Here is a 15,248-nt window from a genome sequence, read left to right as displayed (position 1 = left end):
TCTGGTTATATTATGTCTCGTTGCACGGGGAACAGTCCGGTGGTATTTACATCATCGAATCAGAAGTTTCTAGTGTCTACGATTGGCCTATGGTGTAATTGGCAACACTACGGTTTCTGGTACCGTCATTCTAGGTTCGAGTCCTGGTAGGCCAGCAGTGAAAATTGCTTCCTAGTTTGTCGTTTCGTTCGACATGCAACTTGCTAGTTGTTCTCTGGATGCACGTTTCACAGTCCTTATGCCCCGTTCGTCTAGCGGCCTAGGACGCCGGCCTCTCACGCCGGTAACACGGGTTCAAATCCCGTACGGGGTACAAAATTGCAGCGCTCCCGCCTCGGATTATAGTGGGGGCGTTCCTGCATGTAGTGCTAACTCTGTCACCTGAGTTCTTGCGTTGCATGTTCGTTTTGAGCCGCGCCTGCACCCTAAAACTGCGCGTTGATTATTGAGTCGTGCTATCTAAGAGTGTGAGCTGCGTGTCCTGAGCAACCGTCGTCGTCGACTTGCGATAGCGGGCGCGCCCCGGTTATGTTTCCCTTCTTTTCCTCGCCTAGGTCGAATTAGCAAAGTAAGGCCCACAATTTCGCCGGCTGGGCTTTTGTGGTCATCCCTTTTCGCTTTTTCGTTACCTTGACACGAGGATCTAGGTGCATCCGGCAGCGGGGGCAGCACCCCTCTCGAACGCTTAGGCAAGTACCCGTGGCCGCAGTTTTTTCAGCTTCGCCAGCCCCGCCGCCAGTTGGCGTGGCCCCGTTGACGCGTCCACTTCGGGGTAGTGTGAGAACACTTCATCCGCGCGCACTTCTGGCGCGTTCCATCTAGGGGCGCGCAGAAACTTATTGGGCAGGGTCAATTTCAAAATCGTGCGCTGTACTTCCCACAACTGTCGCGGGAAGCTGGCGGTGTTATACGGTAGCCCAAATTCTTTCGCGATCTGTTCCACCTCGCGCGCAATTGGTGCCAGCCGGTTGCTTGGCATATCGGGGAATAGGTGATGCTCAACCTGGTAATTTAGATTCCCGGACAATATCGTCAGTACTTTCCCACCGCGGAAATTCGCTGACCCCAGCATTTGCCGCAGGTACCATTCTGCCTTGGTCTCTTCATCCAGAGTGCGTTTGGTGAAGGTTTCTACGTCATCGGGGAAGTGCCCGCAGAAGATAACTGCGTATGCCCATACATTTCGAATTAGGTTCGCCCCTAGCGCCGCTTGAGCAGCTCTCTTTACGTGGTGTTTGGCACCACCGACCCCAGCCTGGAACCGCGTTTTCGCTTTTTTATTTCGGCGCCCCATACTCCCCGCTAACACAAATCCCACGGCGCCGGCGACGGCTGGAAACGCCACGTAGTCTTTGACCACTTGTGCTCGAACTTTCCGCAAGGTCTCCAGCAGACGGGGTTTGGTCTCTTCCCAACTCTGTCGGCCTGTAAAGTAACGGCCAAGCTCCACATCGTAGAACGCCACCGCGTATTCGAACAATGCTGCCAGGATGACGTTCGTCAGTGGCTGCAGCGCGGTCGTGGGCTTCCATTTCTTGTCGCGGGTGATACGGATCACGCCATATCCGATGTCGTTATCCATCCCAATAATGTTGGTGAAGGTGTGGTGGCTGAAGTTGTGGGAGTGCTTCCAGCCAGATGCTGGCCCTGTGTTGTCCCATTCCCACATACCGGAGTGGATCTCGGGATCATTCATCCAGTCCCATTGACCGTGCATGACGTTGTGTCCGATCTCCAAGTTCTCCAGAATCTTTGCTAGGCCCATCGTTGCCGCCGTGGGGCCTGCCAAGGAGGGTGCGAACACGGTCGCTACTCGAGACAATAGGTCCACCCCGCGTTGGGTGCGGATCAGATTTCGTATGTATGCAGCGTCCTTTGCCCCTAAGGTTTCTCGGTGATGAGCTTCGATGGCGTCGAACCGACGTCCAATTTCTTCCACGTCTTCGGCACTCAGGTGGGCGTATGCTGCGATATCTTTGATGGCCATGGGGTTCTCCTTGGGTTGGTGGTTGGTGTTATGTGGTGGCGGGTACGCACTGTTCGTGCCTGGTCTTGACGAAAATCGGGTTATCCAGCCGTGGCCGGATTGCGTGATCCAGGAGTGCGTAACTTCAGGTGGCGGGTACCAAAAGTCCGGGCAGCTAGATTGCGGGGCCTTGGGTCGGTGCGGCTGCGGGGGTTGTACGGACTGCAGCCTTTGACTAAAACCGCTTGGGTGTGCATCAGGTCTGCTCGATCGCAATATCCCCGTCGGGGATCGCGGAGCATGTGCGTACTCGTTCACCTTCACGGTGGGTGGTGCCCGTGCGGATGTCCACGGCTTGGCCGGAAGTAATGGTTGCGGAGCAGGTGTGGCAGATACCCATGCGACACCCGTGAGTGAGCTGCACCCCGCAGGCTTCCGCCGCTTCGAGGATAGTAGTGGATCCGTCGCACGCGGTTTCTGTATGGCCCCCAAGGTTTTGGGTGCCTGCACCACCTTGCTTGTCTGCGCGCACATTTTTGCCCGCGTCGTTCGAAGTGGTAAGGAATCGAATTGTTCCGCCCATCGCGGAGCCCCCTGTGGCAGCGTGGAAGTGCTCGACATGGGTCCCGGGGAATGCTGTTGTCATAGCGTTGAGGAGCTCCGCTGGGCCACAAACGTAGCGCTCTCTGTCTTGAATGTCCGGTACAAGTTCGGTGATGATTTGTGGGTCGAGCCGACCACGGGTTATCGAATTCCAATGCACGAGCTGGTACGAGGGGTTTTCCGCCGCCAGCGCGTGTAGCTCCGGGTTGTAAGGTGCGGGAAGATCCTCCGAACGCTGGCTATGAATGTGGATGACATTGGGAAACGCTGCAGCACCTGTGTCCCCAACTGGCTTCCAGGTGGGGCGTAAATGAACTGGGTCATGCGCGTGGCAGGAATCCAGTCCCGCTATTTTGGTCGTGCCGGTGTTCTTGCCCACCCCGTACTCTTGTCGCAACCAGCGCAGCATCGACATCACCGGGGTGATGCCCGATCCCGCTGTCACAAACAGGAGTTTGTCGGGAACCGGCCGAGGGAGGAAGAAATCTCCACCCGGTGCAGATAACCGGACAATGTCACCAGGTTTCGCTGTGGTGGCTACATGAGTAGATAAAGCTCCGTCAGGAACCGGCTTGATCCCCAAGGAGAGGGTGCGGAGTTGGGAGCGGGGGGCGTCGGTAATAGAAAAACAACGCCACTGCCAACGACCGTTGGCTAGTACACCAAGACCGATGAACTGGCCGGGTCGGAAGGTGGTGGTCATGCCGGGGCCGGGTGTCAGGGTGAGGTCGATGAGATCACCGTGATGGGTGATTGATTGGATTCTGCCGCGGACTTCGCGGCCGCGGAGAGGATCAAAGATACCCGCGTAATCCGCGGGGAGTAGCGGGGTAGTGAAGGCGGTGGCAAGGGTTCGTGTGGCGCTGCGGGCAGCCTCGCGGGTCCAACGGTGGAAGGCGGCGAGTGGGGTGGCGCCGGATTGAGAGGTATTGCTGACATTCCGATCGGCTCCAGGCAGCGAGCTACTGTGGCCAACCCGCGGACGAGACGGGCCGGAGAATTGTGAGGTGTTAATGGTGATCCTACTTTCGGCTTGCCGGATGAACTATCCGAAAAATGATTTTTCTGCAGTGAAAGTGGTTTGTTTCGTTAATTAACGTACCATCTTGAGTGACCATTGCTGCACGGGGGAGGGTAACGGAGTTGCAGTCGCTGCGGCCATGGAGGGGTCAGGTCGCCGAGAACTCCGGAACCCCGCATTCTCGGAAATTGGCAACCGACTTCTACCGTCGCTTCAGCTCTCCGTAATTGATGCCACCATGCTCAACGGTGGGGTTCAGTGGCCACTGGCGCTTCCATGGAGCACATTCCGAAGACGGCAGGATTTGTTTCCACTCCGGATGCTTGGGGGAGTAGGAGGCCATCGTCTTCTCCTTGATCATAGAGTCGTACTGATCTAACGAATCCTCCAAGGTATTAGCGTTCAAGACCACTTCCCGATCGTAGAATTGCGCGAATTGGCGAACACCCGGAATCTTCGACAATTCGGGCTGCCAAGAGTCAGCCGCCATTCCGTTTTCCGAGGAAATCCACACCCCGTCGGGCGTGTTAATGCACAAGGAGTGATTGCCGTCGGTATGACCTGGTGTCCACAACAGAGAGATGCCTACGCCGAGCTCTACATCGCCCTCGAAGGAAGAGATCACTTCGCGGTCTACCCCTTCGAGACCATCCTTGACGTACCAAGCGTACTGCATGGGGTGCGGGGATTCGAAGGTGCCCAGTTCGGCTTGATGCGTAAGCAGGCGGGCTCGTGGGAACAGGGGCTCGTAGGAGGACTCACCGGCTGGTGGATTGGCGGTGGAGCCCATGATCATGCGTGGATCCTGCACGTGCAGGTGGTCGAAGGATATGTAATCGACATCCGCGTTTGTCATGCCGATTGAGGGCAGAATCGTGTCGGGATCGTTGAAGTACCCCGCGAGGATGCGTTCGGCTCCTAGCTTCTGCATCGTTGAGAAGGTGCGGTTTAGCCACTTAGGGCCCTTGCCGTTGCCGATGAGACTGCCGTAGAACCCGGACTTCTTAGACCCCTCGGCCACAGTGGGCTCCCACACGAGGGTTCGGGGGATACCATTAAAGTCCTCGTATTGGATGACCAGCATACGGTTAATGATGCTGATGATGGGGTTAATGTGCAGGGAGTAGTTCTGGAAAGCGTACTGGGATGGGTAGGGTGCAGCTGCGATATCAAAGGAGCGCACGCCCAGGACAGTGCCCTGGTTCAGGAAACGATCGCGGTATTTCTCAGCGGCTTCGCGGACTGCTTGGAGGCGATCGCCACGTGGCCAAATGTTGTGTACGCCTTCGAATTCCGGGATGGGCCGGAAAGTTGGTGGATCGGTGAGATTGCGGCTCACCGTGATGTTCGGGTCGTTGCTGTAGGGCTGATGCGGGCTGCTGCTCCATTGGTCGGCGCGACCGGCGGACGCATTCTGGTCGGTGGAATTTTGCATAGTGGAGGGATCCAAGGTGGTCATTGGGGAAGGGAGTCCTTTCCTGAGCGAATAAGTTTTCATTCGCGATGAAAATACTGTCTCAACCACACGATAGCGGTGTAGGTTAGGATTGTTGGCGGTTTGGCTCAATAAAGTTTTGGAGAGTTCGCTCGGTGGAAAACTGAGTCGCCGGAGCGCGGTACCTAGGCAACGGGGGTGGGTAGCCGCCTACATCGGAGACTAGATCGCTACGGGGAAGGTTATCGACGGGGGTGGGCACAGTTGCCATGTAGGGCCGAACTGGCCCCCGAAAGCTGGACTGGTTTAGTTCTAGGCGGTTAGGGGCTCACAGGTCTGGTTGTGATAGTGCCCCGGCGCCAGGCCTTTGAGCCGTTTTGTATGCGTTTGCGGTTGTACCAGTGAATGTTGGTGTGGGTTGAGTTTTTCGGACCGGTTTTCCTGATTTGATGAGAATGTGAGGGGGAACTAGCACCCCGCTGTGTAACCGCCGAAATTGGCCTTGAATGGCAAGGAAGGTGTCTAAACAACTCGCCTCCTAGCTCGGCAGCGTCCTTTTCACACCGCCTAGGCTGGCCGGTTCCGCGAACGAGTCGCTCTTGCGAATGTCACTTTCGAATGCAATCAAGTATGTCCATGTCTGATATTGGTAGGCAGGGTGAGCTATCAGAGAGCGCAGTAGACACTCGGTAGCTTCGCGCCCGCAAATAACAGTCTCGTCGTCAGCCTTGCCTTCAACTATCCAGTAGGTACCTTCAGTGTCGAGGGTCATGTAGCCATTGTCCTGACACCAATGCTCGGTCTTGGCGATTTCTTCAGTGGTCTCGCCACAGTCTCTGCCAAGAGTCACTGCGTCGCTGTTTCGGCGCGGATACTAGCCGACAATGCGGATCAAGCCGTCGGCGATAGCGTACATTTCGGATTAGAACAGTGAAATATTACTCCTTGCGACTGGGTCTTGTGCTTGCCACTTTAAACTGTGGGGTGAGCAATTCGTTAGGTCACGTCGCATGGTTGTTCGGCTACTTGGGTGGAGTTGTTAGGTGTGCTTGCTGCCTGCGCGGTATGTGTTGTTGGGTAAATTTTTGCTTAGAAGCGCGTTGTTTCTCCTGATTAAAATCGAGAAGTCGGCAGTCAAAGGATGATTGTCGTATTTTTAGATCGAAGAGCATTATTGAAGGGGGATAGATTCCTTGGAATCGAACAAGCATTTCACTCAGGGGAGGGTAATCGTCCTTACGCCCGGGGACTGTCTGGTCTACTCCTTAAACTTATAACCGCACCGACAACTTGGGGCGCGCCGCAGGCACACATGAGGAGTGACTGCCACGCTCCGGCAGTGTGAAGGAGTGAAGAACATGACCATAGATTTCAGCTCGATTAAGGGGCTCGAACAGTGGGTTTCGGTTTTCCCTGAACAGTTTGAACCATTGGCCCAGCCCCAGCGCCGGTTGCTTGCCAATGCGCTGGCGAATGGTGCTCACGAGGGGTGGGAACCCACGGAAGCCGAGGTGCAACTACTCGCAGATCAAGTTGCTGGCTCGCGACCACAGCTGACGATCGATGAGCTGATGGTCTTGTACTAACACCACAGCATGAGTTTTCACGCCCAGAACCTTCGCATACTAGAAGCCAAAAGCTAGGAGCTAGGAGCTAAATATGGCCAAGCCCGCAGACGTTTGGACGAGCTACTTCTACCCGGGCACGCAAGTACTCCGGAATAAACCCGATATTCAAGACCAAGACACACTTCAGGCCGTGGAGTACCTCAATGGAGCCTCAGCGGAGTTATCCAACTCAACCGGGGAGTCTTCCCTCGAAGGAGGCGATGCTGGCTCGCGGCTGTGCTCTGCACATAATCTGGCATTTGGTGCCCTCTATGAATGGGCGGGTGCACTGCGGAAAGTGAACATTCAAAAAGGTGGCCATCACTTTGGAGATCACGCCAGTATGGGCATGTACCTGCGCCACATCGGTAGGGCGATTGAGAACTTCGAGTGGGAATCAACCGATTTCAATGGCACGTTGCGCTACCTCGCCAAGATCCATACCGATCTGAACTTTGCGCACCCGTTCCGCGAGGGAAATGGGCGAGCAACCAAAATCTTTATGACAGATTTAGCCCGTCAACACGGCGTTGAGCTGGCATTCTGTGAGGTGGATGCCAATACGTGGAACCAAGCAAGCCGCGATTCGTTTATGGATCCCTACGGGCTCCACCTGAACTACGAACCAATGCTCGACGTGTACAAGTCAATCGCAATGCCAAAGCAACCGGGAGAGGTTTCGTCGCATGCTCAACGACCCAACCATTAGCGTCCCAGCTGCTGATTGGGCACCAGCTACTGACGACCATTCCACCGGACGACTAATGAGAGAGCGACCACACCGCCGTCAAGAAGGGATAAGACTATGACCATCGACTACCGCACCGAAGACCAGAAAGTCGCGGCCGTGCGCGCTTCAATGAGAATGGCCGGATACGACATCACTCCCGATGATGAAGCCCGCGGCCGCCGTATCCTGCGTGGCGAAATCACCGGTGACCAGGTTGCACTGGAAGTGATGGAGGCCCAGGGTTATGGCGATTGCGAACGTGCCGAGTTTCTTCGCCAGCGCATTGCTAAGACCACGGGTGCGAAGAACGGAACTAAGGATGCTCCGTTTGAGACGAAGGATGTCAAGGCCAGGACGAAGAGCGTGAAGACCCGGACGAAAGGCGCGGAGTAATGGCACACAAAACAGACGAGGCTCCCCGGAACCACTTCAACGAAACCGACCTCACAGTCCTTGATGAGCTTGCCGGGCAATTCGCCACTCAGCGGCTTGCTGAGCTGGAAAACGCCGAACCCCTCAGCAGCTTCACCGCGGCAGACCACTGGGGTGAGATGACCATCGTGCGTCCGTTCCGGGATGGCAATTCGCGCTAGCAGCGGTTCTTCTTCGACCAGATGATGCGGAGTGCCGGGTGGGCGCTGGATTGGACCCGGATCAATGCCGAGGAAGTGCATGCTGCGCGGTACATCGCTGCGGCCACGACGGATTCTCGTTTTCTTACCGACGCCCTGCGCCCCGGTGTTTTCGCGGCTGACCAGGTGGGGCGGGAGGCCGATATGACGGAGCGCGGTGCTGCCAGCGGGGATGGTGAGACGATGCAATCGGGGAGTGAAGGCAACGATGCGCGGTCTTCTGCGCACACCTGGAGTTCCGCACCGCTGATTCCCGCACCGCCTCCTCGGGCAACGACTTCCTAAGCCCCTTTGAGAGCCTCCACCGCGTAGTCGTACACGATTCGTTCCTGCTCGATGCGTAGGCATCCGCCAACCGCATGGCTGCGTAAAAACTCCAGGGCGAAGGTTTCTTGCGGAGTGAGCCATTGTGGCACAAACCTACTGGGCTGGGGTTCTTCCACAGCTAATTGCATATGCGCGCGAGCGGTGTCTAGGTCCATTAGGACTGACGTTGCCTGAGGCAGATGTCGGCGAACGAGTTCAAGGATGTAAAAGCCGTGCGAGTCGAGATCTCTCCAGTACAGCACAGTTTTGTCACTGAGGCCGGGAATCTGCGTGGCAAGAGTGTGCGCTCGTAGCCCGCCACCGAAGACCGCCACGGTACCTGGCAGATTGGGTAAAGCAAGGAAAGTGTGGTGATTTTCGATCACAAGTGACTCAGCTTTTTATCCTCTCGCTGCGCGGGTATGGTGCTGCGGTTCCACTCGTCTAACCAAGAGCGGACCGCGAGGCCATCGTCACGCTCTGCGAGCTTTCCCGTCGGTGGCTCAAGGTTGATTGCAAGTCCTGAAAACTGGCCACTTAACCAGGCACGGTGGTTGCGCCACATGGACTGACCCTAATCTGTCCTATTTTCAATGAATCCATCTAAACCCTAGGGCGGGCCACTTGTTGGAACGTACGTTATCGCGTACGATCCTTCGTGGAGGTGTTTTGCCATGACCGCACTTAGCGCAACTAATGCCCGCGCGAACCTTTACCGGCTCATCGATCAGGTCAATGAGGAGTCTGAGGAGATTACAATCACTGGCCAGCGCGGGAATGCTGTGCTGGTTGGGGAAGAAGATTGGCGGTCCATTCAGGAGACGCTATACCTCATGTCCGTTCCAAATATGACGGCATCGATTCGCGAAGCGCGCGAAGAGGGGGCAGATGCTGCATCCTCGGAACTCGACTGGTGAATGGTGGGTGACCAGTGGGGGATTGGAAACTTGTATTTTCGAAGGCGGTGCAAAAAGATGCCAGAAAACTGCGCGATTCGGGCTTGAAGCCCAAGACGCAAAAGCTCCTGGCGATCGTACAAGATGACCCGTTTACATCACCACCGAGGTTCGAAAAGCTGGTGGGTGACCTTTCGGGGTGCTATTCCCGCCGGATAAATATTCAGCACCGGCTTGTCTATGAGGTGGATCCAGAGCGCGAAATCGTCCACGTATTGCGAATGTGGACTCACCACGAATAAACCTCAGAATGCGATGCACGCGGAAGGGGTGGTCGACGAGAGTGGGCGGGTCTAGTCGCAACAGAGTTTCCAGGCGGTGCCTCGGTGGTCTTATAGCTCTTTTTTAGTCCTAGAAGCCAATTGTGCTCAACTCCCCCGCAACTCGCTCCATGCTAGAGGCTGGCCAGCCGTGCCCCACGGCGTGCACCACTTACCCGGGTCACTTTCCCCAATCCTGATGATCCCTCTTCTACCCGACGCCCCCGTGGCTTCCGGGCTCGCAATGCAGGGGGAGGGGCACCCCGCATGCCGGCGCGTGTGCGCCGCGCCCACAAAGAATATGACGACATTCACGAGCTCAACGGCGAGCGCAACAACAATCACTGGCGCCACTCGTATGGCTTGATCGCGGAAGGCTCAACGGGCAACGACTTTTTGGGGGCGGAGGGTGGCACCGCGTAGGTTCCGCACGCCCCGGGGAGGGCGAGCAGATGGGAACCGCTAACAACCGCGGAGGTCTATAGAACCACCGGACTAGAACGTGCTGGAAGCCAATATTCCGAGAAGGACTATTAACCACGGTCGTGAGTGAAAACGCGTCTGGGGAAGAGCGGTTGCCTTGTGGGGCAGAACCTAGAGGCTTCCCTGAACGAGTCGGGTGCACATCATCTCAACATAGGGTTACCAGTTGCTCATTGACTGTTTTGGCCCCTGTGAAGTAGTCCCGTGCGATAAAATAACGCTATTGTAATTAGGTCGAGCTGGTCTTGATGAGGGATGTATGGCAGATAGAATCAACCGGGTTGACGGGCTTAGCGTTGACCCAAACATCGATTTTGTGGCGCATCTGACTTCTTACCAGGCCAAATATTTTGCGTATCAACTGGAGCGAAGCTATGCCAACGACCATGTCGGCAAACTGGCGGGGCTTCTCTTTGATGCTCAGGTGGAGCCAAAGCCACATCAGATTGATGCGGCCTTATTTGCACTAAAGGGAAACGCCACTCGCGGCGTCATTTTGGCGGACGAGGTTGGTCTCGGTAAGACGATTGAGGCGGGCATTGTCATTACTCAGTATTGGGCGGAACGCAAGCGTCGAATCCTGATTATTGCTCCTGCCAGCCTTCGCCAGCAGTGGAAGCAAGAACTCTATGAAAAGTTTTTGATTCCGTCGGAGTTGCTGGATTCTAAGTCCAAAGTGTCATTACTTGCCGGTCAAGGGGCAGGGCAGGTTTTGATCGCCTCGTACGAGTTTGTCCAGCAGAACAAAGCTGACTTGGTGCGTTCTTGGGATTTGGTGGTTGCCGACGAAGCGCACCGATTGCGAAACTTCTATAAGGGACAAGCTCAAGCCAAAGTGGCTTCGTCAGTTGGCGACGTGTTTGATGGTGCTAGCAAGATTGTTCTGCTGACCGCGACTCCTCTTCAGAACCGGCTCGAAGAAATCTATGGTCTGGTTTCTATCTTCGATTCGGAGTATTTCCGGTCGCTTGATGTTTTTCGGGAACGGTATGTGAAGTCTGGTGGTGACGGGTTTAGCCCTAATGATCTCGCTGAACGTGCCGGGCACTTAACCAAAAGGACGTTGCGCCGGGACGCCGAAAAGTACATTCGCTTCACCAAGCGAGACCCGCTGACGGTCAAATTCCAGCCGTCAAGGGCCGAATTGGAGCTGTATGACCTAGTCAATAGCTACCTTCAACGCGAAACTCTTTACGCTTTTAACAATTCCCAACGGGCCCTTTCCTCGCAGGTGATTCGCAAACGGCTTGGTTCGTCCACCTACGCCGTTGGAATCACTCTCAGGAAAACGGCAAACCGTCTAGCCGAGGAGTTGGCCATGGGAGGGCGACGCAACGATCATCTGTCATTGTTCGACTTCGACAGCGACATTTTGGACGAGGAGCAAGCAGCTTACGAGTCGTTTGGCAATAGTCTGGAACCAAACGATGACTGGTCTGATCCAGCAATCCGGGAACAAATACAGCTGGAGATTGATGAACTAAATGGTTTTGCTGCTCTGGCTGAGTCTATCCATCAGAACCAAAAATCGTTAAAGTTTGGCGAAGCCATTGAGCGGGGATTTACCCGCCTTCGCGAGATCGGAGCTCCTGAAAAGGCCATCATTTTCACGGAGTACACCGATACCCAGAATTTCTTGGCAGAAACACTTCGTCAAGCGGGGTATGGCGACGGGTTAGTACTTTTTAACGGTCAGAACGATTCGCCAGAGGCGACCAAAATTTATGGGGAATGGCTGGACAAGAATGCCGGTAGTGACGTCATTACTGGCAACCCTTCCGCTGACCGCCGTAAAGCACTAGCGGATTATTTCCGCGACTCGGGTTCGATCATGATCGCCACGGAAGCAGCCTCTGAAGGTATTAACCTGCAGTTTTGTTCTATGTTGATTAATTACGATCTGCCATGGAATCCGCAGCGGGTTGAGCAACGCATTGGTCGTATTCACCGTTTCGGTCAGAAATATGACGTTGTGATTGTCAACTTCTTAAATGAAGGTAATGCGGCTGAAGCTCGGATCCTGGAGTTGCTCGAGAACAAGTTCCACCTCTTCGACAGTGTGTTTGGTGCCAGTGATGAGGTTCTTGGGCGGATTGAAAGTGGCTTCGATTTCGCCCAAGAGATCGCCCAGATCTATGACAGCTACCGGACTGCCGATGAAATCAATCAAGCTTTTAAAGAACTGGAGGAAAAGTACGCCGACACGGTCAGTAAGGATATGGCTGAGGCTAGGGCGAAGGTTTTTGACAATCTCGATCCAACTGTTCGTGACCGGCTCAAATCATATGACGAGCAGTCCGGTGATGTGTTAAACAAGTTCGAACAACTGTTGCTTTTGTTGACGATCAACCGTCTGCAGAGTCTGGCCGAGTTTGATGGGGATGGCCGTAACTTCGTTCTGCACACCGCGCCAGCCGAGGGGATCGCAACTGGGCGATACCATTTCAAGTCGTCGCCAAGCGAACATTCCAGGCAGTATCGCTATAGCAGTGATCTGGCGAAGTATGTCATCGAGGGCGCGATGACTGCTGATACGCCGCAGCAGACTCTTGTTTTCGATATCAATAAGTCAGATCGTGTCAGCTCCCGGATGAAAGACCTGGTCGGCCAATCCGGATCACTGACGGTTCGCAGCCTGACTTTTAGGATGAAGGCCCATGACCGTGATATTTCTGAGAGTTACTTGTTGTCTGCAGGCGTGACTGATGGCGGCGAGTTTCTGAACCAGGAAGATGTCGTCGAGATGATGGACCTTAGGGTGACCGACCAGGCTGATGATGGCACGCCGATTGACAGCACACTCTTCGAGGGGGCACTTAAGGCCCAGCAAGACTTGTTGGAGAAGGAAGTCCAGCACCGTAACTCAAGCTATTACAACCAGCAAGAAGAACTACTGCAGGGTCAGATTCTCGACCTTGATGTGGAGCGTAGAAAGGCTGTTCGAGAATTAGAGAAGAAGCGCAAGGATCTGCGGGCGCAAGCGAACCAGGCTGACGATCCGATGGAGCAGCTCAGGTTTAAAAAGAAAGCCCGAAACCTCGATGATGACATCGATTCGATCGAAGACAGATATCGAAAAGAGAAGCGAGATCTGCGGGACAATGTCGACGAACTGCTTATCCTGATTAAGCAGTCGTTGCAAGGTGCACGGGTGGAAAATGAGCTGTTCGCCATCCGGTGGCGTATCACAGCGTAAACAAAGCCAGTAGTGAATGAAGGACAGAAAACTGTGAAAGAAGAGCTAGAAATAATTAACGAGGTAGCGAACGGCAGCCCTGATTTCCGCACGGAGCTGGCCGAGCAATTGGCCGAGCTGGCCCCTGAGGCAATTGCTGATGGAAAGATTGACGTCGAAAAGCTCAAGGAGCTTTTGCAGGGAGACGCATCCGACACCAGCGAACGCTTCGGGTTGTTTTGGCCAGGGAAGAAACGCGCCATGCGCGCAGCCCAGACGCCAACAACTGCGACACTTCGCCCCGACAAAGAAAACTCAAAAGACTGGGACACTACACAGAACGTGTTCATCGAGGGCGACAATCTTGAAGTCTTAAAGGTTCTGCAGAAGCACTACCACGGCAAGATCAAGATGATCTACATCGATCCTCCCTACAACACCGGCAAGGATTTTGTCTATCCCGATAACTTTAAAGAGGGTCTGGAAACCTACCTCGAGTGGTCGAAACAGGTTAACGAAGAAGGCAAGAAGCTTTCGTCCAACTCGGAGTCAGAAGGCCGGTATCATTCGAACTGGCTCAACATGATGTACCCACGGCTGAAGCTGGCTAGAAATCTTTTGACTCGTGACGGCGCGATTTTCGTGTCGATTGATGACTCTGAGTTGGAAAACTTAAAACGCATGTTGAACGAGGTGTTTGGTGAGAATAATTTTGTAGGGTCTTTTATTTGGAGCGGTGGAAGAAAGAACGACTCCAAATTCATCTCCACTTCACATGAATATGTTTTGTGTTTCGCTCGAAACTTTAGTTACTTGAAGGAGAATGGTCTCAACTGGAAGACCCGAAAAGCCGGGCTCGATCAGATTTATCAGTTCGCCGAGCGTGCCGTTAGAAAAAACGGTGGAAACTTTGCTGCAGCGAGCGGTGATCTAAAGTCTTGGTACGAAGGACTGCCTCCAAACGACCCATCTCGGAGAAATAGACATTACAACAGGATTGACGAGAATGGGGTGTTTTTTGCCGATAATATTTCTTGGCCAGGAGGCGGCGGTCCTGTATATGACGTCCTTCACCCAGTAACCAATAGGCCGGTGAAGATTCCGAGCCGAGGTTGGCTCTTCCAGAGGCCCGTGATGGAGCAAAAGATTCTTGAAGGTCGCGTACTTTTTGGTGCTGACGAAAGCAAGGTGCCCACGTATAAGAGGTACTTAAACGAAACTGAATATGAAGCCCCTTACTCGGTTCTCTATCAAGACGGTAGGGCTGCGACGAAGCGAGTTAAGAGCCTTTTTGGGGAGAAGAAGGTTTTCGACTTTCCGAAAGACGAATATATTCTTTCTGGCCTAATCGATTTACTCAATGATGATGAGATGACGGTTCTAGACTTCTTCGCAGGCTCCTCCTCAACCGCACATGCCGTTATGCAATCCAACGCAGAGCAAGGAGCGAATCGAAAGTTTATTATGGTGCAGCTGCCGGAGCCTACATCCGAGAAGTCTGTCGCAAGACAGGCTAAATACGAGACTATTTCAGAGATTTCGAGAGCAAGAATCCAGCTCGCTGGAAAGAGAGTTTTCGAGGATTATGGTGATGAGCTGACAGATCGAAACAAACCGCTCGACATTGGTTTCCGGGCCTATAAACTCGCTGATACTAATTTCTCTAAGTGGCGTACCGAATCTGACACTGATGTGACACAGCTGGAGCAGCATCTGCTCGACCTTGGCGAAAGTCCTGACGATAACGCCACGCCGGATGACCTTCTCACCGAGATCTTGATTAAGCAGGGGCACTCGCTGGTGGAACAAATTCGCGATCGTGAGATCGACGGCTTGTCGTTCAAGGCGGTCGTCGAAGTCGATGACGAAGCCGACAAGGAAGAAACGTTGGTGCTGGCTTACCTTGATGAACACACTAAGCCGACGCTGCCGCAGCTGCGTGCAGCAGTGGATGTAAAGCCCGCCCAGTTCATCATCCTCGAGGATGCTTTCAAGGGGGACGACGAGTTAAAGACCAACCTCGCTCAGATCTGCAAGACTAACGGCATTGAGCTCTGGACGGCGTAGGGATGAG

15 protein-coding genes and 2 tRNA genes are annotated in these 15,248 nt (G+C 54.3%); 12 read left to right on the top strand and 5 right to left on the bottom strand.

Going from position 1 to position 15,248, the window contains the following annotated elements:
- The first annotated feature begins 83 nt into the window (after positions 1–83).
- Positions 84–155 (top strand) — tRNA-Gln (locus CAURIC_RS06605).
- A gap of 85 nt (positions 156–240) precedes the next feature.
- Positions 241–313: transfer RNA gene (locus CAURIC_RS06600), tRNA-Glu, on the top strand.
- A 372-nt stretch (positions 314–685) separates the two neighbouring features.
- Here CAURIC_RS06600 and CAURIC_RS06595 read toward each other — a convergent pair.
- The 4 genes from CAURIC_RS06595 to CAURIC_RS06575 all read right to left on the bottom strand — a co-directional run bounded on the left by CAURIC_RS06595 (position 686) and on the right by CAURIC_RS06575 (position 5,797).
- Entirely contained in the window at positions 686–1,987 is a 1,302-nt protein-coding gene (locus CAURIC_RS06595) for a fatty acid desaturase family protein (RefSeq protein WP_290182178.1), read from the bottom strand.
- 235 nt (positions 1,988–2,222) lie between these two features.
- A complete protein-coding gene (locus tag CAURIC_RS06590; RefSeq protein ID WP_235700713.1) occupies positions 2,223–3,272 on the bottom strand; it encodes a flavin reductase family protein in 1,050 nt (349 codons plus the stop codon).
- Between the two features lie 520 nt (positions 3,273–3,792).
- On the bottom strand, positions 3,793–5,049 hold the full coding sequence (locus CAURIC_RS06585; protein ID WP_235700712.1) for an MBL fold metallo-hydrolase: 1,257 nt from the start codon (positions 5,047–5,049) through the stop codon (positions 3,793–3,795).
- Between the two features lie 514 nt (positions 5,050–5,563).
- Positions 5,564–5,797: a hypothetical protein gene (locus CAURIC_RS06575; RefSeq protein WP_216593966.1), complete on the bottom strand. Its 234-nt coding sequence runs from the start codon at positions 5,795–5,797 to the stop codon at positions 5,564–5,566.
- Positions 5,798–6,383: 586 nt separating this feature from the next.
- Here CAURIC_RS06575 and CAURIC_RS06570 point away from each other — a divergent pair.
- From CAURIC_RS06570 to CAURIC_RS06550, 5 genes are all read left to right on the top strand, one after another.
- Positions 6,384–6,611: an antitoxin VbhA family protein gene (locus CAURIC_RS06570; RefSeq protein WP_035114028.1), complete on the top strand. Its 228-nt coding sequence runs from the start codon at positions 6,384–6,386 to the stop codon at positions 6,609–6,611.
- Positions 6,612–6,684: 73 nt separating this feature from the next.
- Complete coding sequence (locus CAURIC_RS06565; protein ID WP_290182175.1) at positions 6,685–7,341, top strand: Fic/DOC family protein; 657 nt, start codon at positions 6,685–6,687, stop codon at positions 7,339–7,341.
- Positions 7,342–7,437: 96 nt separating this feature from the next.
- Positions 7,438–7,755: an antitoxin VbhA family protein gene (locus CAURIC_RS06560; protein ID WP_235700711.1), complete on the top strand. Its 318-nt coding sequence runs from the start codon at positions 7,438–7,440 to the stop codon at positions 7,753–7,755.
- A complete protein-coding gene (locus CAURIC_RS06555) occupies positions 7,755–7,955 on the top strand; it encodes a hypothetical protein (RefSeq protein ID WP_035114026.1) in 201 nt (66 codons plus the stop codon). The genes CAURIC_RS06560 and CAURIC_RS06555 overlap by 1 nt, the downstream gene beginning before the upstream one ends.
- Positions 7,956–7,976: 21 nt before the next feature.
- On the top strand, positions 7,977–8,279 hold the full coding sequence (locus CAURIC_RS06550; RefSeq protein WP_035114023.1) for a hypothetical protein: 303 nt from the start codon (positions 7,977–7,979) through the stop codon (positions 8,277–8,279).
- On the opposite strand, the gene CAURIC_RS06545 is transcribed toward CAURIC_RS06550, so the two are convergent.
- Entirely contained in the window at positions 8,276–8,686 is a 411-nt protein-coding gene (locus tag CAURIC_RS06545) for a DUF2220 domain-containing protein (protein WP_052094989.1), read from the bottom strand. The genes CAURIC_RS06550 and CAURIC_RS06545 overlap by 4 nt on opposite strands.
- A 288-nt stretch (positions 8,687–8,974) precedes the next feature.
- On the opposite strand from CAURIC_RS06545, the gene CAURIC_RS06540 reads away from it, so the two are divergent.
- The 5 genes from CAURIC_RS06540 to CAURIC_RS06525 all read left to right on the top strand — a co-directional run bounded on the left by CAURIC_RS06540 (position 8,975) and on the right by CAURIC_RS06525 (position 15,241).
- The gene (locus tag CAURIC_RS06540) at positions 8,975–9,217 is read left to right on the top strand and encodes a type II toxin-antitoxin system Phd/YefM family antitoxin (RefSeq protein WP_035114013.1); all 243 of its coding nucleotides are present in this window, start codon (positions 8,975–8,977) and stop codon (positions 9,215–9,217) included.
- A gap of 14 nt (positions 9,218–9,231) precedes the next feature.
- Positions 9,232–9,498: a Txe/YoeB family addiction module toxin gene (locus tag CAURIC_RS11045; RefSeq protein WP_035114011.1), complete on the top strand. Its 267-nt coding sequence runs from the start codon at positions 9,232–9,234 to the stop codon at positions 9,496–9,498.
- 285 nt (positions 9,499–9,783) lie between these two features.
- Positions 9,784–9,939: a hypothetical protein gene (locus tag CAURIC_RS06535; RefSeq protein ID WP_156963435.1), complete on the top strand. Its 156-nt coding sequence runs from the start codon at positions 9,784–9,786 to the stop codon at positions 9,937–9,939.
- A 319-nt stretch (positions 9,940–10,258) separates the two neighbouring features.
- Positions 10,259–13,195 carry an SNF2-related protein gene (locus CAURIC_RS06530; RefSeq protein WP_052094988.1) on the top strand — a complete coding sequence of 979 codons (2,937 nt, stop codon included), beginning with the start codon at positions 10,259–10,261 and terminating at the stop codon, positions 13,193–13,195.
- 12 nt (positions 13,196–13,207) lie between these two features.
- Positions 13,208–15,241 (top strand): site-specific DNA-methyltransferase, encoded by a 2,034-nt coding sequence (locus CAURIC_RS06525; protein ID WP_216593965.1) that lies wholly within the window; start codon positions 13,208–13,210, stop codon positions 15,239–15,241.
- Positions 15,242–15,248 lie beyond the last annotated feature (7 nt).

Origin of the sequence: Corynebacterium auriscanis (genome assembly GCF_030408435.1) — a bacterium.
Lineage (GTDB): Bacteria > Actinomycetota > Actinomycetes > Mycobacteriales > Mycobacteriaceae > Corynebacterium > Corynebacterium auriscanis.
The sequence above is the reverse complement of the archived record's forward strand: the minus strand, read 5'-3'. Positions and strand labels throughout refer to the sequence as shown.